Genomic DNA, 23,993 nt, shown 5'->3' on the forward strand with positions numbered 1-23,993 from the left:
ATTGGTTTATAAATCACAGTTTACGACCCAGATAGCAATTGGTTGGGTATAACTTAATGGTTAACCACTGGATTGTGCAAAACCTGTGCATATCACGTGGGAAAGTTGCGGATAAGAGAAGGGCAAAATTATTGTACAAAGGTGTTTTAGTTTCTACCTTAGAATTACCAAATAAGAGAAAAAAGTCAGTCGTTAAGACCATCTCAAAGAAGGGAAGATTTAAGGAGACACGTCAAATTAGATCGAAGTTCGGAGAGGTTTCAAAAGAAAGGTTCGACATCAGTTGATCTCTACAATTGAATGGCTTTCTACAGTAGTTTGGCAGTGTACTTCGGCCTAGGTTGAGGTGCATTGAAGGGGGTGCAAAGGTCTTCGTGATTTTCGCACCCTTTTTTGGTTTTATCATACCGTAAAACATTTCAGAAGCGATATCTCAAACACCCTAATGACGGATCAGTCTGTAATGCCCCTCGTCTCTCAGCTTCCATTCTAGTTACTGGCCTTTATTCAACTCTTTCAAAAAATTTCTGGTCGCTTTAGACAGGGTTGATTTCCGTTTTATATAAGACTTCAAGTACTTTTCTAGCAATGGATAATACTGAGTATAGACTTCCCTTTCCATATACATTTGAGGATATTTGACACCTTGTTTTTCAAGAAGTTCCTTGGCGATATAACCAGTAAAATAGAATAGATAGACGTGTTCGAGATTTCTAGGTAGTTTCAAATTTTCGGCTTCCCCTAAATCTTTTATGGTTCCGGCCACGAAGTACGAATTGCCAAGAATCAGGCCATGAGCAGATTCGTGATAGAGCAGTTCAAGCCAATTACCTGGTACTTCATTCTCTCCCGCGACATTCATTACGACGTGTGTGGGGAATGGCGTGGTATAGGGATTATTGCCAAAAGTCCTAGTAGTAGATTTACCAAAATAACTAAGGTCTACCCTGACTCTAGGTGGGTCAAATTGCCAATAATGTCTGGTCAGCAACGTTATTCGATCTACAAATTCGTTTTCAGTCTTTCGAATTAGATCAATATTTTCATTGAATACTGCCATCACTTCTGCACGATGATCAAGCCAAAAATACTTTTGATATACTGGATCAAAATTGATCAATATATCCATCTGCTCAGCAAATTCAGCAGGAATAGCTTCAAAACTCGTATTCGGATCAGTGATCCAGTCTTTAAAACCAGACATGTAGTCATTGTACCTTAAGTCTTTTCCTACTAAAACTTCCTTATAATAGTTTAGAGTACTATCGAACTTTGATCGATCAATTGACGGAAATTCAACCGTCACAATAGAACTATCCGCCTTGACATTCAAAAAAGCCTCTGTCCAAAGGAAGTGATGCATATTCAACCAATAGTTGAGATGAAAGCTATAATAGTTAGTGGTATCAATCAGGTCAACTTTAGACTGGGCTGAGACACTCGTAGAAAGCACAACAACACTAAACAACAATAGAAATATCTTTTTCATGATTCAATAGATTTTGCCAGTTGGCCTTGATGAGCGAGCGTAGCTTCATGAGCCTCCAGTATAAAACTAGCGAAATCTCCCAACACTTACTAATGGACGTAAATGACTCAGGGTTCAGAGGATCAATATTGATTCTAAATGAAAAAGTTTGGCTCATAGGTTATCTAAAAAGACGAATGTGTCACAAGGGACATTAGCATCTGCCACAAGTGATGGTACGACTCATTAAACTTATTCGACTCAATGAAATATAATCGCTAATCAAAGTCGAAAGTCGTACCATCACTCTGTACGTTCTAGGGTTTAGGAGGACTTGCTCGCCTTTGTTGGCGTTGTCTTCAACAAACTGGAGCTGCCAGCTAAGGACTGCTGAGGCTTGATTGGTCACAAGACCAACAAGGGCAGGAGATTATTTTCTATATTCAATAGAAATTTTGATTTGTGTTCTAGCTCTACATCTGCTTCCGTTTCCTCTCATTCTTTCTTCATCTTGATAACCATCACAAATGATATCTTCTAAATATTCCATTTGGCTTTTTGCCAGCATCAATTGCAATGTAAAAGTAAAATCAATAATTCCCTTTGTACAACTGTCATTGATACAATCTATGTATTGGACAACTCGATCAGTTGGTGTTATATTTAACTTTCTAGGAGCAGCAAAGTATTCGTCATTTCCAGAATATTGAATACCAATAATTATCTGATTAACACTTGAGTTATATTGAGAGATCAGCCCTTTACCGTAATGGGTTTTTTCGATTCTTTGAATTTGTTCACTATTCATATAATTCAATTAGGTTAGAAGCTAGATTCACTTCAACTTACAAATATATCAACCCTTTTCAACCCTCCTCCTAGCAAAATAAGCCCAAGTACAAATCCCCAAAATGATCGCGACTGTGTAGTACACAAAAGTTGGGATTGGCAATGGATCGCCTTTGGCATAGGAGTGCAAACCAGACAAGTAGTAGTTCACCCCAAAGGAGGTCATGATAATGGAGAAGAAGGCAATGACACTGGCCGTATTAAACACATAGGCATCATTTAGTTTTGGAATGAGTCGCAAGTGTAGCACTGTAGCATAAACAATGACAGAAATCAATGCCCATGTTTCTTTCGGGTCCCAACCCCAATAGCGCCCCCAGGATTCATTGGCCCAAATGCCACCCAGAAATGTGCCAATGGTGAGCAAGAACAAGCCAATGGTCATTGACATCTCATTGATGTAGGTCATTTCTTTGATACTGATGTCAATTTTGATATTTTTCTTTTTGTCAATGATCATAAAAATCAAAGTCATAAGGCCGAGTAATGCTGACAAACCTAATGGTGCATAACTACTTACAATGATGGCTACGTGGATTTTGAGCCAGTAGGACTTGAGTACAGGTACCAGATTGGTAATCTCAGGATTGAGCCAATCTAGAAACGCAACAAACAACAAGGTGCCTGAAAACAAAGCACCCAATGGCACTACGAAATTCGATTTCTTATAAAAAATAAAAGCAAAGAAAAGCAAGCCCCACCCTACCAGAATGATCATTTCGTAACCGTTACTCCAAGGGGCATGACCCGAAGCATACCAGCGCAAGCCCAAGTTGAATGTCAAAGCCAGGAACTGCACAAACACCAAGCCAGTGAGTACGTTGCTGGCTATATTTATCCCACGAGATTCTGATTTGAAAATTTTCAATATTGCTACAGCAAGAAGCGCAATACCAGATAACCACAAATACCCAAAAAGGTGATTGAAGAGCTTTAGCTTATTGTATAGCAACTCAGCTTTGACAATACCACTTTCAGGCAGCACCTCTGCACCTTTGATGTTTTGATACTTTTTGATGTAGCCCAACACTTCATCTGCCTTGGCCCAGTCTTTTTCACGTACAGACTCCATGATGCTTTGATAATACATAGGCAAAATTCGTCGCACGAAGGTAGAATCCTCCCCTGTGAAAATTCCACCTTCAAAGGCGCCAGTGTACCAAGTATTGGCTGGGTCTCCTTCCTTAGGGAAAAGCTTCAGGTAATTGCCTGTCAAACCCTGAAAAAACACATTAAATCTTTCATCTACTTTGATCAACTCTTTATCGAAAGCATTCTGTACGGCTGGTTTTTTTCGACTGGCCACATCTACCATATCTGTCAAGAGATAGTTGCCTTCTTTATCCAGAAAGTCAATAAATGAATAATATTGGTCTTCATTCGTACCAATGACGTCCATGATCTCCTTTCCACCATTAGGGTCAACTTTTATAATTGGCACTTGTTGCCAGACTAAAGGATTGACGTGCATCATCAGGAAGACCTGATCACTATTGAGTTTGGACGTGTAGTCTCCATCACTCACTTTGAAGGTAGATTTACCATGCACTTTTCTCAAAAATTCAGAACCCAAGGTATTGATGGGCTTAATCCGGCCATCCATATCCTGAACCATCAATTCACCATACTTAGATGCGTGGTCTTTATTGATTTCATTGGTCAACAGAGACTGTTCATAGTTGAATTTGCTATGCCCTTCTTGCGCTGTTGCAGTACCAAACCCCATCACGGCCAATAAGACGGCAGCAGCTACTTTTTTAGCCTTCAAGTCATTCAGTTTTTTATTGATCGTTTGAAAACGAGAGTATTTCCCGAAAAGGGTTAACAGCATACCTAATGTCATTAAAGTATAACCCAGATAAGTAATGTTGGTTCCCCAGAAATCCTGATTTACCGACAAAACCGTGCCTTGTGCATCCGTATCATAAGAGGCCTGGAAAAATCGGTACCCTTTGTGATCCAATACATTGTTCATATAAATGCGATAAGGAAAAGAGGAATCTTCATTGATCACGGTCACTTCGCTTGCAAATGAAGAGGGACTTGTAGAGCCTGGATATCTATCCAGTTGAAAATCTCTCAACTCAATTGAAAATGGAATTTCAATAGGTTTTGGCCCGTAACTGATGTCCACGTGATAGTCTCCTACTTCCAGGTGTTGTTTTTCACTGAAGTTACCATCAAACGAGCTCAAAAGAATCTCTTGTGTTCGATCCTCAGATTTGATTTTTACAAAAAGTAAATCATCAAGCATCTTGCCTTTTTCTTGATCCTTGGCTGGCAAGTAAACGATTGAGCTTTTTTCGTAGACTTCGGGAATAACAAATTGTGTGTTCTCTCCTCGATACAACGCTCTGGTTTTTAAAGGCATCAATGAATCAGCTGGCAGCATACCGGCCGTCTGTGTTGCCATCACCATAAAATTCATTTCGAATGGTGACTGGATGTATAGCTCGTCTCCTTTGCTGAAAATATTAATTGCTCCGGCCACTGGACGATCGAAAGTCACTGGGTAGTTATTGATCAGTAAAGCCCCACCTGAGGCGAGATACAAGTTTTCCCTGCCTTCCCCAGATGTGGTCACCAGTTTCAAAACTGTAGATCCATTTTCAGTCTCGATCACCTGCTGTTCTGCCTGTGGTACAAAAGCTTTCGGTTCTATTTCTATTTCGTCATTGGCTCCCATATTCACCACCAAGTCGGGTTGTTTGAATACAGATAAATTCAATTTTTTTTCGAAACTTTCCACTTCGTCTCCCTTTTTCACCTCAACCATCAAGTAGCGATCCTGAGAAACAATCTTGTTGGATGAATCCCCTTCTCGGATGTGCATCAGTCCTTCAAAACTTGCATAACGCGTCACGAAGGCACCAATGAGGATAACAATAAAGGCAACATGAAAAGTTAAAACAGCAAGTTTCTCTTTACGATATAGCTTGTATCTCCAGATATTACCTGCAAAGTTTAAGGCAAGTAGTCCCATGATAACTTCAAACCACCAAGCGCGATATATGATTGATAGCACGGCCTGTGTGCCAAAGTCATTCTCTAAAAAGGTAGCATACGCCATGGTGAAGGCATAAAGTACTAAGAGCACTGTGGTCAATTTGTTAGAAAACAGTGGTTTTAAAAATTTCAATATCATTATGTCAGATTCCTCTCCTCAACTCAATCATTTAATGAAACCGTTAGGTATAATAAAATGCCTACAGCAGTAAAAATCATATACTGTGTAATTTCAATTAAGTTGCCACTTCTGGCTACTGATTCTTGGCAAATTGATAGACCTCAAAAATTTCCAACTGCAAACGTACTAATAGTTAAACTCGTAGTTTATGATTAAAATCATTTTTTGCTTGGTTAATCCTTTTTGGTCACAAAAAAGACGCCAATCAGGACCAAAACAGTTCCTAACCATTGAGCCCAATGCATGCTTTCGCCCAGAAAATAATCAGCTAGCAGAATTGTAGAAATGGGTCCGAAACTCGCCACAATGGCGAAGCTTGGTGCACCAATCATTTTTATCGAATAGGACACCAAATATGATGGAATAACTGTGGACAAAATTGCCATGGCCAGCCCCAAACCATAAACTTCATTAGGATAATTTAAAAGATTAAAATCTCCAACTAATCCGTAGTGTATCAGAACACAAAGGCAGGACACGATCATAGCATAAGAAGTAAAAACTGTAGCTCCTATTTTTGGAATCAGCCAGCCACTTCCAGCAATGTATGAGGCATAAGTAGTCGCGCTGAGGAATATCAGGCTACCACCAATAAGCAAACCCTTTCCTTCCAATGAAAGCTCCAGTGAAAAAGCAAGTACAATACCGAAATAAGTCAGCACAATTGTAGGGTAAATGAATAAAATAATTCGCTCCAGACTTGCCTTGATATATTGCAACCCTAAAAAATCAAATAGGCTAGCCAAATAGTAGCCTACTATACCTAGCCCTAATATCCACAAGTAAATCCTGGAGTTCATTACTTTCGTATCTTTCGGCCTTTTGACCAACGCTATTACTAAGTAGAACGGCAAGGCAAACAGCATCCTCATCAACAATAGAGAAACCGCGTCAATATCATATTGGTAGGCCAGCTTTACCATAACGGCTTTCGCAGAAAAAAGCACCACGCCTAACAAGGCCAACACCACCCCTAAAATTCTTATTTTACTCATTTGAACATAGCCAGATTAGAACTGCGAAGCTATTGATTTTACTGCTTTTGAAGGAGTTTAAACAATTGAAAAAATAATTCAACAACTATCCATTGATATTCAGTGAGTTACAATAATTTCATTCAAGTTTAGTTTAAAGTTTTTTTTGAATTTTTGGCTAGGATTTTCTTTTGATATAGATTAGGCTTGAGAAAGAAAGGTTTGATTTAATAAATGCGAAATGTACATCCACCTGTACCAGTTTCGCAGAGTAGCATTTATGGAAATACAGAGTACAGTGAGTACCCTACTAGGTATGCTAATACTTGGTAGCGGAGTATACTCAATTTATCAAGGCACTTGGAGCCGGAGATTCAAGCAGCGCATACCACCTAACAAAAAATTGCTTCAGGAGAATAAGAACCTGAAGTTTATGCTTAGGCAAGCACAGCAAGAAGTCAAAATCGGCAGTTGGGAATGGAACACCCGAACCAATGAAGTTTATTGGTCGGATGAGATGTATGCCATTTTCGATCTCCCAAAAGATGAGGGACCAAACATCGACAATCTTCGAAAGCAGATTTTTGAAGAGGATAGGCTTGTGTTTGATCAGTCTATGAGAGACCACTTGAATGGTCGTGTTTCGCGCAGGATGGAATATCGCATCCGAATATCCACTGGAGATATCAAATACATAGCAGCCACTGGTCGTGCGATTTTTGACAAGGACAAAAAGCCTCATAGCTTATTCGGTACTGCACAGGATATTACTACTCAAAAAGAAATTTCAAAGTCACTCTTTCAGGAAAAGAAAAAATACCATCTATTAGCTGATAGTCTGCCTGTTGCCATTTTCAGGTCAAACGTGAAGGGTGAGTTACTATTTGTGAATCAGGCCATGGTTGAGATGTTTGGATTTGATTCAGAAGAAGAACTTCTCAGACAAAACTGTTTTGCTTTATATGCAAACCCTGTAGATAGAGAAGAACTACTTGATGAGCTTAATGCAAGTGGCAAACTGACTGATTATCAGATGACATTCCAGAGAAGTGATGGAACCACCTTTGTTGGTGAGCAGAATTCATTGATTGAGGGCAACGAACTTCATGGTATTGTGCAAGACATTACAGATCGCGTGGAAAGCGAAAAAGAAAAATCCAATTTGATTGAAACGTTAAAGGGGCAGAACAAAGATTTGGAAGAATTCGCCTTTATCATCTCTCATAACTTGAGAAGCCCACTATCCAATATGATGGGGCTAACCCAAATTTTTGACAAATCCTCAGTAACTTCCGATAATCTGGAAATTCTCAACCTGATCGAGCAAAGCACGGTTAACCTGGATCAAATCATCAAAGATTTGAATCAGACATTGACCGCAAGAGAAGGTCAAAAAAAACTCCGTGAAGTTATTGACCTTTACCCTATGTCTCATGAAATTTTAGTCAATTTTCGTGGCATTATTGAAGACAATGACATTCAGGTAGAATTCAACATCTCTCCAGATGCACAATTGAAATCAGTTCATGATTTCATAAAAAATATCCTGTCTTATTTGGTAGACAATGCGATCAAGTTCAGAAGATCCAACATACAGCCTAAAGTAAAAATCAGCTTTGAGGAAACTCAAAACAGTTATGTACTATCCGTGTGCGACAATGGAATAGGCATAGATCTGGAAGCGGATGAAAATCGCCTTTTCCTAATCTACGAAAAGCTTGATGGTAAAATGGAAGGCAGAGGCTTAGGGCTGTATTTGGTCAAAAACCATGTGAATGCTTTAAATGGAAAGATTAAAGTAGAAAGTCAACCAGGCCAAGGGTCGAAATTCATAATTGAACTTCCAAAAGAATAAGTATCTTGGTCTAAACAAACAACATTACTCATGTCAATACTCAAAAAATTCCACTCACTTGTACTCCTTGTATTCATACTAACCGTGTCCTGTCAGCCGACCAGCCAGATTGATTACATTCTTTTTTCTGGAACTATCACCAACACAGATGGGGCCTATGTTACCGTAAAAGGAAATGATTTTTCGTACGACATAGATCTGAATGCAGATGGCACTTTCTCCGACACCCTAAAGGTTGAAAGAGGCTACCACCTATTCTACTCAGGGAGAGAAAGAACTAATATTTTCCTTGACAAGGGCTATTCAATCAATCTTTCCATTGACCAACCTATGTTTGATGAAACACTGACCTTCAAAGGAGAAGGAAAAGGCACTCAAACCAATAATTACTTAGCCAATAAGGCTCGACTGGATGAAGAACTGACTGTCGATTTTCAAAGTTTGTTTTCTCAAGAAGAGGCTCCTTTTTCAGCCACTCTTCAAGATTGGAAATCTAAAATGAACGAACTCTTGGCTGCTGCAGGGATTGATGACAATCAGTTTGTATCTCTTGAGCAAAGAAACATTGAGTATGAATATCTCGCTCAATTCGTCAATTACGAATATTACCATCAACACGCAGTTAAAGATTCTGAATTTAAGGTATCCGAAAATTTCAACAAGAATTTAACCAACATCGACTTAAGCAGTGAGGCAGATTTCAATACCCTTAGAAATTACAAGAATCTAATTCAGAGCTACTTTGGCGCCATGATTCAACGTGGAGAGATCGAAGAAGCATTTACCGCTATGAGAAACATAGAATCGTCTACTATCAAGCAAGGCATTATCCCAAGCTTCATATATGACGTGGAAGCAGGCAATGAAAATGCTGAAGCCATTTATAATGGCATAGTGTCCATTAGTACAGATAGTGTCACTATTTCCAAACTATCGGATAAAATTGAAAAAATAAGAAAACTGCAGGCAGGCATGCCTTCTGCTACATTCGCCTATCAAAGCATTAATGGAGAGACTGTTACTTTAAAAGACCTCAGGGGAAAGTATTTGTATGTGGATGTTTGGGCGACCTGGTGTGGCCCATGTCTTAGAGAAATTCCGTCTTTAAAAAGTCTGGAAAATGATTATCATGATGCACGCATCGAGTTTGTGAGTATCTCTATAGATGTACAAAAGGATTTCGAAAAGTGGCAGCAAATGATAGCAGACAAGGAACTGAAAGGTGTACAACTTTTTGCCGATAGTGACTGGCAATCTGAATTTGTAAAAGCCTATGCAATAGATGGCATTCCTAGATTTATCATCATTGATCCAGAAGGAAATATTGTAAATCCAAATGCGCCACGCCCGTCAGATCCTCAAATCAGGGATTTGTTTGATGAATTTTTTGAAAATTCTTAAAATGATACGATTCTACGAATTATTATAACTCTACCCATATAGATGAGAAACAAATTCGACGAATAGCAGTTATACGAACGACCAATAATTGCTATAAATAATATTATTTTATCTAAATTACTGCATCCATTCACCAGCACATGGATTGGTATTATTCTAATAATCAGCTAAGAAAGATTTTAATTATTAGACAATTAATGTGCAACTACAATGAAGCGATTGGTTTTATTTGCCTTGTTGCTTTTGATAGCAAACAGGACGCAAGCCAACCTTCCTAACCTAGAAGAAGGAACTTCACTGAAAGTATCTGGAAAAGTTATTGATCAAGCGACTAGTCTACCACTGGCCTTTGCAAACATCATCTATAACCAAACAGGTACTACCACGAATCTTGAAGGGGAATTCGTGTTTCAAATCAATTATCACAGAGCAGAAAACTTGTTGCTTATCAAATTCATTGGCTATGAAACTGCCGCCATTCCATTGAGCCATGACAACACCAATTTATCAGTCAATTTAATCCCAAAAGCAGAAATGCTGGAAGAGGTAGTTGTGGTTACGGCAGATCAGGTATTGAAAGATGTAAACAACTATCACCAAATCAACTACGAATACTCGGACCAACTACTCTCCTCCTATTACAAGGAGACTCTCAGTACGGATAAAGACTGCATTTACCTCGCGGAAGGTATTTTTGATATCTACTATCCGACTGTATACAGCAAGGAGAAACCTACTATACATGCGAGAAAAACCCGAAAGAAAAATTTTGCAGACCTTGATACCATGTACATGCCATTGATTCATGGCCATGCCACAGACATGATCAATGGGGTGACCAGACGAACAGACAGCTTTATAAAAAAAGAAAGGCTTGATCACTACACTTTTACAAAAGAAGGGTTGACTTGGTATGACGGGAAAGAAGTCTTTCAGATCAACTTTGAGCCCAAATCCAAAAAGGGGGATTGTAGAGGTACCATATACATAGATTCGGAATCCAAGGCGATCATCCGTACTGAATACGAACCCCTGCTAGACGGTCAGAATTTCTGGAAAAAAGCAAAATGGACTGAAGAGTATAAGGAAGTCAATAGCAGCTGGTATATCCACAGGGTGTCCTATTTGGGCGAGTGGGATCAGCATGGTAGAACCGTCACTTTTGAGGCATTGTTGGTTGTAACTGACTTTGAAACCATCACCTCCAAGCCTGAGTTGACACAATCACTGACTAAAAACGACATCTTCTTTCATCAAGCATCAACCTTTTCAGAAAGTTTTTGGGACGACTTTAACTATATCAAGTTGAGCACAAAAGAGAAACACGCATTGGGCTATTAACTAGCCTTATTTTCGGAGTACAAAAAAGCCACTCGATTGAGTGGCTTTTTAATTTCTTAAAATTTGGATCCCATTTACGCCGAATAATTGCTCAGCATCACTGGCATTACTAGCATCAATAGATCTTCATTGTCGTCCTTGTCTACTGGGAAAAGCAATCCAGCTTTGTTAGGTTCAGAAAACTTCATAGACACCTGAGTCGAATCTATGTTCGCAAGCATTTCAATTAAAAATTTGCCATTGAACCCAATTTCGATATCTGCTCCATTATGATCGCAAGACAATCTTTCGTTGGCCTCATTTGAGAAATCTAAATCTTCAGACGAAATCACCAATTCGCTACCTGTAATCTTCAGTCTTACTTGGTGTGTAGTTTTATTGGCATATATCGCGATACGTTTCAATGAGCCCAATAACTCCGTTCGATCAATGATCATTTCGTTGTCATTGTTTGCTGGAATCACATTCTCGTAATCTGGGAAACGCTCATCAATCAAACGACAAACCATGTGTATGCCATCAAACTTGAAAAAAGCATTGGCTACATTATATTGAACGTTTACATTGGTGTTGCCGCTTGGCAAAGTAGATTTCAATAAAGTCAATGCTTTTCTAGGAATAATCATGCTTGCACCATTGTCCGCAGCAATATCTACTCTTCTGTATCTGATCAAACGATGCCCATCTGTTGCCACGAAAGTGGTATTTGTATCAGACAGGTTTAAATACACCCCGGTCATAGCTGGGCGAAGCTCGTCACTACTGGTGGCTAGAATGGTGTTGTTGATCGCATGACCCAAAACATCTGATGAGATATTTACATCATTACCATCAGATACGCTAGGCACCTTTGGGAAGTCAGTAGCATTCTCTCCTGCCAATTTGTATCGACCGTTATCTGAATTGATTTCAATGCTATAAGTTTCTTCGTCAATACTGAAAGTAACTGGCTGCTCTGGCAAGTTTCTCAAAGTCTCCAACAAAATCTTAGAAGGAACAGCAATGTTGCCATTTTCTTTGGCTTCAACTTCGAGTTCTGTGATCATAGAAGTCTGTAAGTCCGAAGCCGTAATGGTTAATTTTCCATCGGCAATTTCAAACAGGAAATTTTCCAAAATTGGCACCACTGGATTGGTAGTGATTACACCATTGATGGCAGACAACTGTTTGAGCAGGTAAGAGGAAGAAACTATAAATTTCATTCGCTAGTCTATATTTAAGTTTGTAGATTCAGAAAATTGCGTGAGGCAAAGCCACCCCAAATTTGAGCCAAAGTTAATGATAAAATGCTAATAAAAAACTACTTGTATTTCATTGCATTTTAATGACTCAAAAATCACTTTTCAATCGATTTTCAATCTCTTCAAACGAAGTGCATTTGAAATTACTGAAACTGAACTAAAGCTCATAGCCAATGCTGCAATCATAGGAGATAAGAGGATACCAAAAAATGGAAACAGAACACCAGCAGCCAGTGGAACACCCAGACCGTTGTACACTAATGCAAAGAACAAATTCTGTTTGATATTCTTCATTACGGCCTTACTCAATTTTAGAGCTTTTATTATGTCTTGCAAGTCCCCCTTCACTAAAGTAATAGCTGCACTTTCTATGGCTACATCTGTACCTGTCCCCATAGCTATGCCCACTTCCGCCAATGCCAGTGCTGGTGCATCATTTATACCATCACCAGCCATAGCTACAGATCTTCCCTCCTCCTTTAATTTAGCAACTCGGTTCATTTTATCAGCAGGGAGGCAATCAGCAATCACTTCATCCAAATCCAATTCACGTGCTACAGTACGGGCAGTCAGTTGATTGTCTCCCGTCATCATAATTACCTCTATCCCACTCTCTTTGAGTTCTCGGATGGCTTGTTTGCTCGTAGCTTTGATGGGGTCAGAAATCACAACAGCACCTACTATTTGACCACTGACAGCTAGGTAAGGAACCGTCTTACCTAACTCTTGCTGTTCTTTAATTTGTGTCTCAATAGATTCACTTCTATCAATTTTAAAATCATTCATGAGTTTATCATTACCCATCACAATTTCAATCCCATCAATTTTTGCGACTACCCCTTTACCAGTGATAGACTCAAAATCTTCTAAAGGAAGCCATTCAACATTTTTTGATTTTCCATATTTTACCATGGCTGCCGCCAGAGGGTGCTCACTTTGTTGATTAGCAGAAGCCATTAAACTGATTAGTTTGTCTTCATCCAAATCAAATGCCATTACTTTTTCTACAGATGGTTTGCCTGCTGTGACCGTACCCGTTTTGTCTATAATAATTGCATCTATCTCACTCATTTTTTCAAGTGAGGCAGCTTCCTTGATCAGGACACCCCATTCAGCACCTTTACCTACACCAACCATGACAGACATGGGTGTAGCCAAACCGAGGGCACAAGGGCAAGCAATGATCAACACAGCAATAGCATTGACAAGCGCATACACCATAGATGGCTCAGGGCCAAATATCAACCACACAATAAAAGTCAACGCAGAAATTCCTACAACAGCAGGAACAAAATAGCCAGAAATTTTGTCAGCCATTTTTTGTATGGGTGCACGACTTCTACTTGCCTGTTTAACCATATCAATGATTTGCGAAAGCAAAGTATCTGCCCCAACCTTGGTGGCTTCCATCAGAAAGGATTGATTGCCGTTGATCGTTCCGGCTACTACTTTATCTCCCATCTGTTTATCCACTGGTGTTGGCTCCCCTGTAACCATAGATTCATCAATCACACTTTGCCCATTTGAAATCGTTCCATCCACAGGCACCTTTTCACCAGGCTTCACCCTCAGGATATCCCCTACTTTGATCTGTTCAATGGATATTACAATCTCCTGACTTCCTTCCACTTTAATTGCCTGACTGGGAGCCAGTTTGAGAAGCTCTCTGACTGCACTTGACGTTTTGCTGTGCGCACGGGCTTCCAATAGCTGACCTAACAACACCAAGGTCAATATTACCACCGTCGACTCAAAATACATGTGGATGGTACCTGATTCTGTTCTAAATTGGTCTGGAAACACGTCAGGCAAAAGCAAACCAAACACACTAAAGAGCCACGCCACTCCTGCACCTATCCCAATCAAGGTAAACATGTTGTACATACCAGAAATGACGGATGAATAGGCTCGAATAAAAAACATCCAAGTTGCATAAAAAACCACTGGAATAGAGAGCATCAGCTGCACCCAATTCCAGTATTCAAGAGGCATCCATTCAAACATAGGATTGTTTGGAATCATGTCTGACATGGCAATACAAAAAATAGGAAGTGTAAAAGCTAAGGCAACTTTGAATTTCTTCACCAATGCGTCATAGGCCTTCTGCTCTTCAGATGCACCTTCCTCTTGCCTACTGGCTTCTGGCACGAGATCCATTCCGCATACTGGGCAATGACCAGGTTTAGTGTAAGTCTTATTTCCCTCACAGTGCATGGGACAATAGTACACTCCTTTAACATCAATAATAGGCAGTGGTGCCAACTGCAGATCTTCTACCTCATGGTCTTCTGGAAAAATGTCGTACTGAGCATTCGCTAAAGTCTCTTGTAGCTTGTCAAGGGAAATGTCTTCTGACATTTCAACATTCGCTTTCCCTGCCTTGAGATCCACTGAGACTGACTTGACCTGAGGGATTTGGAGTAGTGCTTCTTCCACATGGGACTTGCATCCATTGCAAGACATGCCTGTAATCTGATAAGTATGTTTCATCATGTTTGGCTTATAAAATTAACCTATACAAAACTCTACAAGGTCAATATATTTTGCATTACACAATCTTCAGGAAGAATTATAAAATTATAAGATACTGTCCAGAGGCTTGCGCAAGTTGCTCGAACGATCAGTTTTGAAAACCGTGGGAGTCATGCCTGTTGTTTTTTTGAATTGTGAGGAGAGATGAGCTACACTGCTATAGCCCAGTTTATAGGCTATTTCTTTTATGGAGAGCTGATTATAGATCAAATACTCTTTTACTTTTTCAACCTTTTGTCTAATGATAAATTGCTCAAGGGTAATGCCAGCAACAGATGAAAATAAAGTACTTAAATAGTGATATTCGTAATCTAATTTTTCGGAAAGAAAAGTTGACCAATTGACATTGAAATTGGAATGATCCTGATGATGAATCATATCAATTATGAGTGTCTTGATTTGTTCTAGCAGCTTGGACTTGCCGTCATCAATTCTCGCAAACCCCTGCTTTTCCAGCTGAAAGTCTAACACTGAAATTTGATCTTGATTCAGTGAATTAGATTTGAGTTCGACTCTTCCCAGCTGTATTGAATTCACTTCCAGGTCAAGTTGGTCAAATATGTGCTCGACAGCTGTGATGCACCTGGGACAAACCATGTTTTTAATATTAACTATCGAGCTCATCCTTAAAGGGATTTATTCTTTTTGAAACTGGACGGGCTGTGCCATTAGTCTTTGCATTCGCCCCTCATCTACCACCATCATTTCATTAGCAGCATTGGTCAGCAGATAGAAACGTTGACCATCTATTTTAGGGTACACTTTCAATTGCCTATTGTTGGTGACATTAATGTCCTCCAGGCTAATTTGCGCAATAGGTTCAACATTCAACAAGCTATCATACCTTGGGAAAGCTCCTGGGTTCAGGTAATCATTCAATTGAAAAAATTCCAATGGCTGGAGATAAGTCATGAGTACTGTGGTGTCCAAGTCACTTACTCCATTCACAGCTAGAAATTGATTGTCAAAATAAATATTCAAATCATTGAGAACTGGATCAGCATAGTCGACAGTCAAATGTTGAACAGTACGCCAACTGGAAGCAAACAACACACGATCTCTCCACTGATTGAGTGTAAGCTCAAATATGCCAGACAGGTAACTTTGATAGCCTGGAATCGCTACAGTAAAAATCTTAGTCAAGTCTTGGTTCCCAAAATAAGCAGTAGTTTTTGCTGTATTTCCCCCTGCATAAAAATGTTTTGATTCACCCCCAGAAAGCTCCACCGTCACCTGCCTACCCGATTCGAGCAATTCTTTCTTTATAGTTTCTAGATTAGATTTGCTCACAGGTCGCTGCGTTTCAACGGCACTCAGAATGCGTTGGGACAAGTAGATCAGCTGTGGGTCGGCCTTGTGCTGGTTATTGATACTCCATTCATTATCTCCACGTTGGATTGCAATCGCTTTACCTCCATACTGTATGACTATTCCAGTGATTTGAGTGGTATCAGCTATTGCAAACAAATTTTTATCAACAGAAGATATTGCGCGATCTTTTTTCCCTACCCACATCAGAAGTAAGGAAACCATAAGGAGTCCTACAAAAACAAAACTAAGCTTCTTGATTTTTGTCATTTCCTATTTACTTAAAACTGGCATATTTTTTCCTTCTCCAATAGGCCCTCAACACGCCATATATTATCAACAGCACAATTGGGAGTACCAAGTTGATCATCTGCCATTTGAGCTTTTCGTTAGCCACTTTCACCTTGTCTAATGGACGAATCGCAAAGGATTTATTCTTTGACACTATCAATCCCTGTTCATTCAGCATATAGTCCACAGCGTTCATGACGAAGTCTTTATTTGCAAATTTCATCTGACTATACGGACTCAAGCCCAGTTCCATAGGCGTTCCGTCTTTTAAGCTAAATTCATTTCTGATCATATCACCATCTGAGCAGATTAAGATGGAAGTCTCCATTCCCACTTCCCTAAAACCACTCTTATCAATTCCTTTGGGCAGAATTCTATTCTTATAAATGGAGGTGAATTCTCCTTTCAATAGATAGGCCACATTTTTAGAGCCATGATTGAATCGCTCAGGGTCTAGATTCTTACGTAATTCATTAAAAGCCACTTTGACTGGTGCCTGATTTACCATAGAATATTGGGAAGTTTTGAGCAATGGTATCTTCTCAATACCTTCCGCTTTCACGGTATCGATCGTAGAGACAAACTTCATTGAAATCGCATCTAGGTTTTTTACTATAGGATGGTTCCCGAAATTGTTCACCATAGGAAAAAATGGCCAAGGCAACATTCTGATTTGCGCTTGATCACCCATATTGCCTGCCACAATTGGATATTCTCCACAAACAATATCTTGTACATAGTCGCGATTGACCCTTACGCCATATTTGAAAAATAGATCATCCAGACCAGTTTCATAAGGAAAGGCAAAAGTTCCTTCTCCACTGGCACTATCCATATTTACCCTAAGCGCATCTACAAAGAACAAGGACTTCCCTCCATTCATAATGTATTGATCTATCTGGTACTTTTCTTTTGATGTAAATGCCGCTGTAGGCTTTGGGAAAATCACGGCATCATAGCGACTCAAGTCTTTATCTTCAGTACTTAGATCCACATTAAACACGTCATATTTCTCCAACAGTGCATTGGTCAATCCTGCTAAATTCAAACTATCTGGTTCGCCATGCCCCTGTATCAATGCCACAGTTTTTCTGCGATCATTCGCTAATATTCGAATCGCATTCGCCAATTCATACTCAAGCCCTTCTATGGATTGATTCAATCGCTCTTCTGCTGTCGCAGACTGGCTGCCTTTCAATAAGGTCACAGGCACTTCCTGACCGTAATAGCTGACAATGGCTCCTGGAAAGATGAGTTTCTCCGTTTTGTTTCCATCTCTTTTGTAAGAAAGATTTGTGGGCTGAAGGCCACGTTCAATCAGTGATCGAAAATACTCGTTTCGTGCTTTCTCATTCAAGGCTGCAGATGGATCAATAAAATTGACTTTCAACAGTCCGTCTGCATAATAGTCGAATTGGCTCAGTGTCTCTTCTATGGCTTTGCGCAATCTTTTGAATCCTGCTGGCATTTCTCCTTCCAGAAATACTTCCACATATACTGTCTCTTGAAGATCGTCCAGCATGGCTCTTGTTGCTGGCGTTACAGAGTATCTTTTTTCTTCTGTCAAATCCAATCGCGCAGCAAATATCCCTGCCAATTGATTCAATATCACAATGAGGAGCAAACCAATCCCCAACCTCAACAGGCTTTCTATTCGCTTCTGATTTACCATTTTTTAGCGTCTAGTTTGAGTTGAGTAAAAAGTATCATTGTCGCAACTACACTGATGAAATACACAAGATCTGCTAGGTCTATCAATCCCCTACTCAGTGACTCATAGTGAAAAACAAGACTGATTTGCAGAAGCACTAATGAAGCTGGCCCCCATACGTCTATATTGGCCAAAGATGATAATCCTGAATAGAGTACAAAACATAAAAAAACGGCCAACACAAAAGCAACTACCTGATTGTCAGTGAGTGCAGAAGAAAATATCCCAATAGCTACAAACACACCACCTAAAAGAATGAGTCCAACATAAGAACCTACAGTACCAGAAATATCCAAATTCCCTACTGGATTGCCCAAGGTATAGACAGAATAGAAATAAATCAAAGTAGGCAATACTGACATGATAACCAGTGCAAATCCCGCAAAGTACTTACCAAGCACGATTTGAAGCGTGGTCAGTGGTTTGGTCATGAGAAGTTCTTCTGTCCCCGTTCTTTTCTCCTCTGAGAAAAAACGCATGGTGATAGCAGGAATCAAGAACATAAATACATAGGGTCCCAGATTGAACAAGGTACTCATATCAGCATAGCCGTATTGCAGAATGCTGCTTTCTGGAAATACCCACATCAATAATCCAATGGATGTTAGAAACACACCTATTACAATGTAGGCGATCAGACTATTCAAAAAACCATTGATTTCTTTTACAAATACTGCGAGCATCTATTTGTCTTTAGTCAGTAAATGAAAAATTTCGTCGAAAGAACTCTCTTCTTCCTGTAAACCAACCAGTGGAAGATTTTTTTCGCCAGCCAATCTAAACACGGCACTTCTAGCCTCCTCACTATTGGTAACCAGTAGCTGATAAATACCCACATGTACTTCCTTCACTCTTTTGATTTCTGCAATAGATTGAAGCAACTCTACATCCACTGCAGATTGGAACTCCACTCGAAGCAAGGTTTCATCTGAGAGTCCTTTAGAAAACGCTGCAATCGGCTGGTCAGCAACTAGTTCACCTTTATTGATCACCACTACTCGATCACAAAGTGCCTCTACTTCCTGCATGATATGTGATGAAAAAATGACAGTTTTGTCCTTGCTCACTTCTTTTATCAGCTTTCGTATTTCAAGAATCTGATTTGGATCTAAACCTGTCGTGGGTTCGTCTAAAATCAACACTTCTGGGTCGTGCAATAGCGCTTGAGCCAATCCCACTCTTTGCCTATAACCTTTGGACAGTTGGCCGATTTTTTTGTTTTGTTCGAGCGTTAACCCACACATCTCCACGACACGTGCTATGGCTTCTTTAATTTCAGCTGATTTCATTTTATTCACTTTAGCCGAAAAGGCTAAAAACTCATGAATATACATATCCAAATACAATGGATTATGTTCTGGCAAATACCCAATGATTTGTTTGGCTCGCAAGGGGTCAAGACCCACATCTATTCCTCCAACCAGCACCTTGCCCTCACTAGCACCCAGATAGCCTGTGGCAATTTTCATGGTAGTGGATTTGCCAGCCCCATTCGGTCCTAGAAAACCCAAGATTTCTCCTTTCTTTGCCGCAAAGGAAATCTGATTGACAGCTTTTTGCTGCCCGTAGATTTTTGTAAGGTTTTGAACTTCTATAGACAAGGGAAATGCAGTTTGAATTAGGATTATTTAGTTGGCTTTGGACGCAAGGGTCTTACCTCAAAATCTACAGGCAAATAATTAGGATGTGTTTCCAAGCAGTGCACAACACTACTTGCCACATCTTGTGGTCTCATCATGTTTTCGTTGGCCGTGACGCTTTCAATGTCATCAAAGAAATTAGTATTCACACTACCTGGATAAATACAGGTCACTTTGATTCCAAAGTCTCTCAGCTCCATGAACATGGAATGTGAGATACCTGTCACGGCGTGTTTGGTACCTGAATAGCCTACCATGCCTTTTACTGGATTTTTGCCTGCTATAGAGCCAATATTAATAATATGGCCTCTGTCTAGTTCTTTCATTTTTGGGATGACAGCATTCGACACAAAGTAGATACCATGCACATTGACGTCAAACATCTGCTTCCATTGTTCAAAGGGCATCTCATCCATCATACCATAATGTCCTACTCCTGCATTATTGACCAGAATATCCACGTCTTCACCAAGCATTTCAGTAGTTTGATTATACGCATGAGCCACACTCTCTGGGTCACTCACATCTACTGATATGAAAAGGTAATTTGGATCAGTCACATCATTATCTGTTCGACTCCAGCCTGCTACTTTCACTCCCTTATGAAGGAGAAGTTTCACGATTTCGAGTCCTATACCTTTACTGGCTCCAGTAACGATGGCTACTCTCCCTTCTAAACTCATGTTGTTATATACTATTTTCAATCTTTCTAATTCTTAAGCCTCTGCAATCACCCTTCTGATAAGTTTGGTCAAATTGGGTTCTGCCTTCATTGCCGCAGCAATCACCTCTTCTACGGATATTTTTTGTAAGTGACCAGGATAGCATAAATCTGTAAGCACAGAAACTGCAAAAACTGGCATATCCATTTGTCTGGCCACAATATTCTCAGGAACTGTAGACATGCCTACTGCATCTGCCCCAATTACCCTAAGCATCTGGTACTCTGCTTTCGTCTCCAAATTCGGGCCATTTACTCCTACATAAACGCCTTGATGCAAAGTTATATTTTCTTCCTTACCAATTCTAATAGCTGTATCAATCATAGATTGATCGTATGGCTCACTCATGTCTGGAAATCTCACCCCCAATTCATCAAGATTTTTTCCAGTCAGCGGGTTTTCGGTTTGTAGATTGATGTGATCGTTGATCACCATCAATTCGCTCTTCCGGTAATCTGGATTTAGTGCTCCAGATGCATTGGAAATGATGAGCTTTTTGACACCAAGCAACTTCATCACCCGAACAGGAAAAGTAACCTCTTTCATGTTGTAGCCTTCATAGTAGTGAAAGCGCCCTTTCATCACAACAACTGTTTTATCACTCAGGTAGCCAAATATCAACTTACCTGAATGTGATTCCACTGTGGATAACGGAAAGTGAGGTATGTCTTCATAATTGATTTCACTGACAACCTTCACCTCATTGACTAGCGCACCCAAACCCGTACCCAAAACGATTCCAAAGTCAGGTTCAAAATCAGTTTGCTTTCTGATGAAAGCAACAGCTTCCTTGATTTGTAATAGATAATCCATATTTCAATCTTGCACTTCGCCGCTAAGATAGTATGGGGCAATCAAAAAAAGGCCGAAAAACACAGATTGTCTAGTTGCATATCCTGTACGGAACAAACAAAACTTATTACGATCCCAAGAATTGCCTTCTTTAGAAAAATTTACTCTAGTCATTCGTCGAATAGCGGTTCTTTGGTTGCTGGATTTTCAAATTAATTCATGTATTTTTAAACGCAGCAATCATCAAATTTCATCTATGATTAATCTAAGTCTTAACAAAAATAAAGGCTACGCAATTCTTTTGGTAACAGGTCCTATTTCAGTTTTTGATATAGAAAATCTGACCACTGAAGTAGATCAATACATCGAAGAATTTGGACAGCTATCTGGCCTGATCATCAAAGTAGAACAGTTTCCTGGGTGGGATAATTTGGATAGTTTTTTTCACCATTTGAAATTCATTAAAGACCATCACAAGGTGATAGGTAAAGTTGGGTTCATGACTGAGAACAATTTGATTTCATCCTTTCCAGGCCTTGCTGGCCACTTTGTGAAAGCAGAACTTAAACGTTTTGATTATGGTCAGATGGACGAAGCTGTAGAATGGATTTGTAGCAACTAAAAACACAATATTGAAGTCGTTTATATATTCAGCGGTACTCGTCTCTGCCTGTCTTTATTTAAGCAGAGAGGCATCATTTGCTCAAAATAAAAAGCACCCAGAAGCCAATTCGCCAGGACCCGTTTCTGAAGTTACGGATCGTGAGATTTACACTTATAACCGTGTTTATGAAATCGATCATTTATTCTTAGGCGAGGCGAACGAATATTCTGAACAATCCATTTTCTATGATGGTTATTTTGATGCATGGAAACAAAAGGAAAACAAAAGCAATGCACTATATTATCAACTATACATTGTGCCACCTCACTCCATTCCACTATTCAAGAAAACTTATATAGATGCCACAGAGGTCGCCAATATTCACTATCAGGAGTTCTTGCACTTTGTAGAAAGAGATTCAGGACAGGATATTCATGACTCTTACCTGCCAGTACTTGATGAGAAGTACATGAAAAACTATTACAACAACCCTGAGTTTTACTTCTTTCCAGTAATAGGGATCAACCCTAAGGGTGCGAAAACCTATTGCGACTGGAGGGCACAAAACCTCAATGAAGGATTGCAGGTGTTTCTAGAGAACGAAAGTCCTTATAAGAAATATAAATATGTGGGGCGCTTACCTACTGAACATGAGTGGAAAAGAGCTGCTGGTCATAGCACCAAAGAAATAGAAGACAGAACTTATGAAATAAGTAAAAAAGGGTTGGAGTTTCTCAAAAACGATGTGGTAGATAATGGCTTTGCTGATAAGAAAATATTGGAATCTGAAACTGTCTATGGATACAATGTAAATCTAGATCATGGAACTGATTTTGCCATTAATAAGGAAATCCCTTTTTACATCTATGGATTTGAGCCAAGAACCTCTGGCACTTATAATATGTATGGAAATGTGAAAGAAATTGTAAATGAAGGTTACGCCATAGGAGGTAGTTATAAATCAAAAAACACACATGTTGAACTGCACGAACATACAGAAACTTTCGACTACCAAACTGATATTGGATTTAGGTGCATAACAAAAATTGTCCGCTAATTGCTAGATACCTTATTATGAAAAAAATATTACTCTTTTTGTTTTTTCCTGCGCTCACTTTGGCACAGGATTTACATCCAGTGAGTTTTGCGCCAGGCTGCTGTAGTGAACGAACTGGCATTCCTATCTATACCTATAACCCTGATGAGTCAGGTGAAATGATGCAGGTCTATGTGGCTAATAAATATTCGGAAAAGTCCATTTTTTATAATGGCAAATACGACCCATGGAAAGATTCAGAATACAAAGATTCAGAACTTTATAATCAGAGATATATTGTGCCACCTGGTACTCTCCCAATAGCTAAAGGTAAATTCCTAGACCAGACTGAAGTAGCCAATATCCATTTTGAGGAGTTCTTGTTCTTTATGGTCAGAGACTCTGGTAGGTATAAGGACAGAACTTACATACCCAAGCAGGAAAATAAATATGTGCTAAACTATTACAAAAACTCAGAATTTTCTTTTTTCCCTGTACTAGCTGTGTCATTTGAAACTGCAGAAACGTATTGTAAATGGCGTGCAGAACAGTTGAATGTTGGTCTGAAAGAAATGCTGATGGACGAGCCCAATAAATACAAATTCATTGGCAGACTCCCAACGAAAGAAGAATGGCTGGTTGCAGCAGGTTCTCCTATTGACGAAATTAGAATTGCTCCCCACGAAGTGACAAAAAAGGGCAGTCAATTTCTTGAAGAAGATATCATCAAAAAAAGGTTTGCAACAGAATCAATGCTTCTCAAGGCATCTTTTATCAGTTATAATGTAAATCTGAAGTACGAAAATCAAGGCATCCCAATTGAAATGCCTCAATACATCTATAGTTTCGAGCCAAATAAGAGAGGTTTTTACAACCTTTATGGCAATGTAAAAGAGCTAGTTGCTGAAGGATACTCCATTGGAGGCAGCTATCTGACTTCAAATACGGAAGAAGCTCTCTTCGAAGAAGATTATACACAGTCATATAAAACTGATGTGGGCTTCAGATGCCTCGTGGAAGTAGCAAAAAGATAAATGGATT

At 39.5% G+C, this 23,993-nt stretch carries 19 protein-coding genes; 6 read left to right on the forward strand and 13 right to left on the reverse strand.

Annotated elements, in window-relative coordinates:
* Positions 1-493 precede the first annotated feature (493 nt).
* The 4 genes from B9A58_RS03335 to B9A58_RS03350 all read right to left on the reverse strand — a co-directional run bounded on the left by B9A58_RS03335 (position 494) and on the right by B9A58_RS03350 (position 6,499).
* Positions 494-1,489, reverse strand: a complete 996-nt coding sequence (locus B9A58_RS03335) for a hypothetical protein (protein ID WP_084370997.1) — start codon at positions 1,487-1,489, stop codon at positions 494-496.
* 409 nt (positions 1,490-1,898) lie between these two features.
* Complete coding sequence (locus B9A58_RS03340; protein WP_084370998.1) at positions 1,899-2,276, reverse strand: hypothetical protein; 378 nt, start codon at positions 2,274-2,276, stop codon at positions 1,899-1,901.
* A gap of 48 nt (positions 2,277-2,324) precedes the next feature.
* Positions 2,325-5,414 (reverse strand): cytochrome c biogenesis protein, encoded by a 3,090-nt coding sequence (ccsA, locus tag B9A58_RS03345; protein ID WP_176214663.1) that lies wholly within the window; start codon positions 5,412-5,414, stop codon positions 2,325-2,327.
* Positions 5,415-5,677: 263 nt separating this feature from the next.
* Positions 5,678-6,499: a DMT family transporter gene (locus B9A58_RS03350; RefSeq protein WP_084371000.1), complete on the reverse strand. Its 822-nt coding sequence runs from the start codon at positions 6,497-6,499 to the stop codon at positions 5,678-5,680.
* Between the two features lie 220 nt (positions 6,500-6,719).
* Here B9A58_RS03350 and B9A58_RS03355 point away from each other — a divergent pair, with 220 nt between their 5' ends.
* The 3 genes from B9A58_RS03355 to B9A58_RS03365 all read left to right on the forward strand — a co-directional run bounded on the left by B9A58_RS03355 (position 6,720) and on the right by B9A58_RS03365 (position 11,075).
* A complete protein-coding gene (locus B9A58_RS03355; RefSeq protein WP_084371001.1) occupies positions 6,720-8,333 on the forward strand; it encodes a sensor histidine kinase in 1,614 nt (537 codons plus the stop codon).
* Positions 8,334-8,363: 30 nt separating this feature from the next.
* Entirely contained in the window at positions 8,364-9,734 is a 1,371-nt protein-coding gene (locus B9A58_RS03360) for a TlpA family protein disulfide reductase (protein WP_084371002.1), read from the forward strand.
* 210 nt (positions 9,735-9,944) lie between these two features.
* The gene (locus tag B9A58_RS03365; protein ID WP_084371003.1) at positions 9,945-11,075 is read left to right on the forward strand and encodes a carboxypeptidase-like regulatory domain-containing protein; all 1,131 of its coding nucleotides are present in this window, start codon (positions 9,945-9,947) and stop codon (positions 11,073-11,075) included.
* A gap of 74 nt (positions 11,076-11,149) precedes the next feature.
* On the opposite strand, the gene dnaN is transcribed toward B9A58_RS03365, so the two are convergent.
* The 9 genes from dnaN to B9A58_RS03410 all read right to left on the reverse strand — a co-directional run bounded on the left by dnaN (position 11,150) and on the right by B9A58_RS03410 (position 21,333).
* A complete protein-coding gene (dnaN, locus tag B9A58_RS03370) occupies positions 11,150-12,277 on the reverse strand; it encodes a DNA polymerase III subunit beta (RefSeq protein WP_084371004.1) in 1,128 nt (375 codons plus the stop codon).
* 141 nt (positions 12,278-12,418) lie between these two features.
* Positions 12,419-14,809: a heavy metal translocating P-type ATPase gene (locus tag B9A58_RS03375; protein WP_245826982.1), complete on the reverse strand. Its 2,391-nt coding sequence runs from the start codon at positions 14,807-14,809 to the stop codon at positions 12,419-12,421.
* An 84-nt stretch (positions 14,810-14,893) separates the two neighbouring features.
* Entirely contained in the window at positions 14,894-15,472 is a 579-nt protein-coding gene (locus B9A58_RS03380; protein WP_084371005.1) for a helix-turn-helix domain-containing protein, read from the reverse strand.
* 12 nt (positions 15,473-15,484) lie between these two features.
* On the reverse strand, positions 15,485-16,426 hold the full coding sequence (locus B9A58_RS03385; RefSeq protein ID WP_084371006.1) for a hypothetical protein: 942 nt from the start codon (positions 16,424-16,426) through the stop codon (positions 15,485-15,487).
* A 7-nt stretch (positions 16,427-16,433) separates the two neighbouring features.
* Positions 16,434-18,119, reverse strand: a complete 1,686-nt coding sequence (gldG, locus tag B9A58_RS03390) for a gliding motility-associated ABC transporter substrate-binding protein GldG (protein WP_084371007.1) — start codon at positions 18,117-18,119, stop codon at positions 16,434-16,436.
* Positions 18,113-18,841: a gliding motility-associated ABC transporter permease subunit GldF gene (gene gldF / locus B9A58_RS03395; RefSeq protein WP_084371008.1), complete on the reverse strand. Its 729-nt coding sequence runs from the start codon at positions 18,839-18,841 to the stop codon at positions 18,113-18,115. Before gldF ends, gldG begins: the two co-directional genes overlap by 7 nt.
* Positions 18,842-19,759 carry a gliding motility-associated ABC transporter ATP-binding subunit GldA gene (gene gldA, locus B9A58_RS03400; RefSeq protein WP_084371009.1) on the reverse strand — a complete coding sequence of 306 codons (918 nt, stop codon included), beginning with the start codon at positions 19,757-19,759 and terminating at the stop codon, positions 18,842-18,844.
* Positions 19,760-19,782: 23 nt separating this feature from the next.
* Positions 19,783-20,502: an SDR family oxidoreductase gene (locus B9A58_RS03405; protein WP_317042045.1), complete on the reverse strand. Its 720-nt coding sequence runs from the start codon at positions 20,500-20,502 to the stop codon at positions 19,783-19,785.
* A 12-nt stretch (positions 20,503-20,514) separates the two neighbouring features.
* Positions 20,515-21,333 carry a purine-nucleoside phosphorylase gene (locus tag B9A58_RS03410; protein ID WP_084371011.1) on the reverse strand — a complete coding sequence of 273 codons (819 nt, stop codon included), beginning with the start codon at positions 21,331-21,333 and terminating at the stop codon, positions 20,515-20,517.
* 235 nt (positions 21,334-21,568) lie between these two features.
* Here B9A58_RS03410 and B9A58_RS03415 point away from each other — a divergent pair, with 235 nt between their 5' ends.
* The 3 genes from B9A58_RS03415 to B9A58_RS03425 are packed head-to-tail and all read left to right on the forward strand — an operon-like array spanning position 21,569 to position 23,986.
* A complete protein-coding gene (locus B9A58_RS03415) occupies positions 21,569-21,934 on the forward strand; it encodes a SpoIIAA family protein (protein ID WP_084371012.1) in 366 nt (121 codons plus the stop codon).
* Positions 21,935-21,944: 10 nt separating this feature from the next.
* The gene (locus tag B9A58_RS03420) at positions 21,945-22,973 is read left to right on the forward strand and encodes an SUMF1/EgtB/PvdO family nonheme iron enzyme (protein WP_176214664.1); all 1,029 of its coding nucleotides are present in this window, start codon (positions 21,945-21,947) and stop codon (positions 22,971-22,973) included.
* Between the two features lie 17 nt (positions 22,974-22,990).
* Positions 22,991-23,986 (forward strand): SUMF1/EgtB/PvdO family nonheme iron enzyme, encoded by a 996-nt coding sequence (locus tag B9A58_RS03425; RefSeq protein WP_084371014.1) that lies wholly within the window; start codon positions 22,991-22,993, stop codon positions 23,984-23,986.
* Positions 23,987-23,993 lie beyond the last annotated feature (7 nt).

The organism is Reichenbachiella faecimaris (genome assembly GCF_900176375.1).
GTDB classification, from domain to species: Bacteria; Bacteroidota; Bacteroidia; order Cytophagales; family Cyclobacteriaceae; genus Reichenbachiella; species Reichenbachiella faecimaris.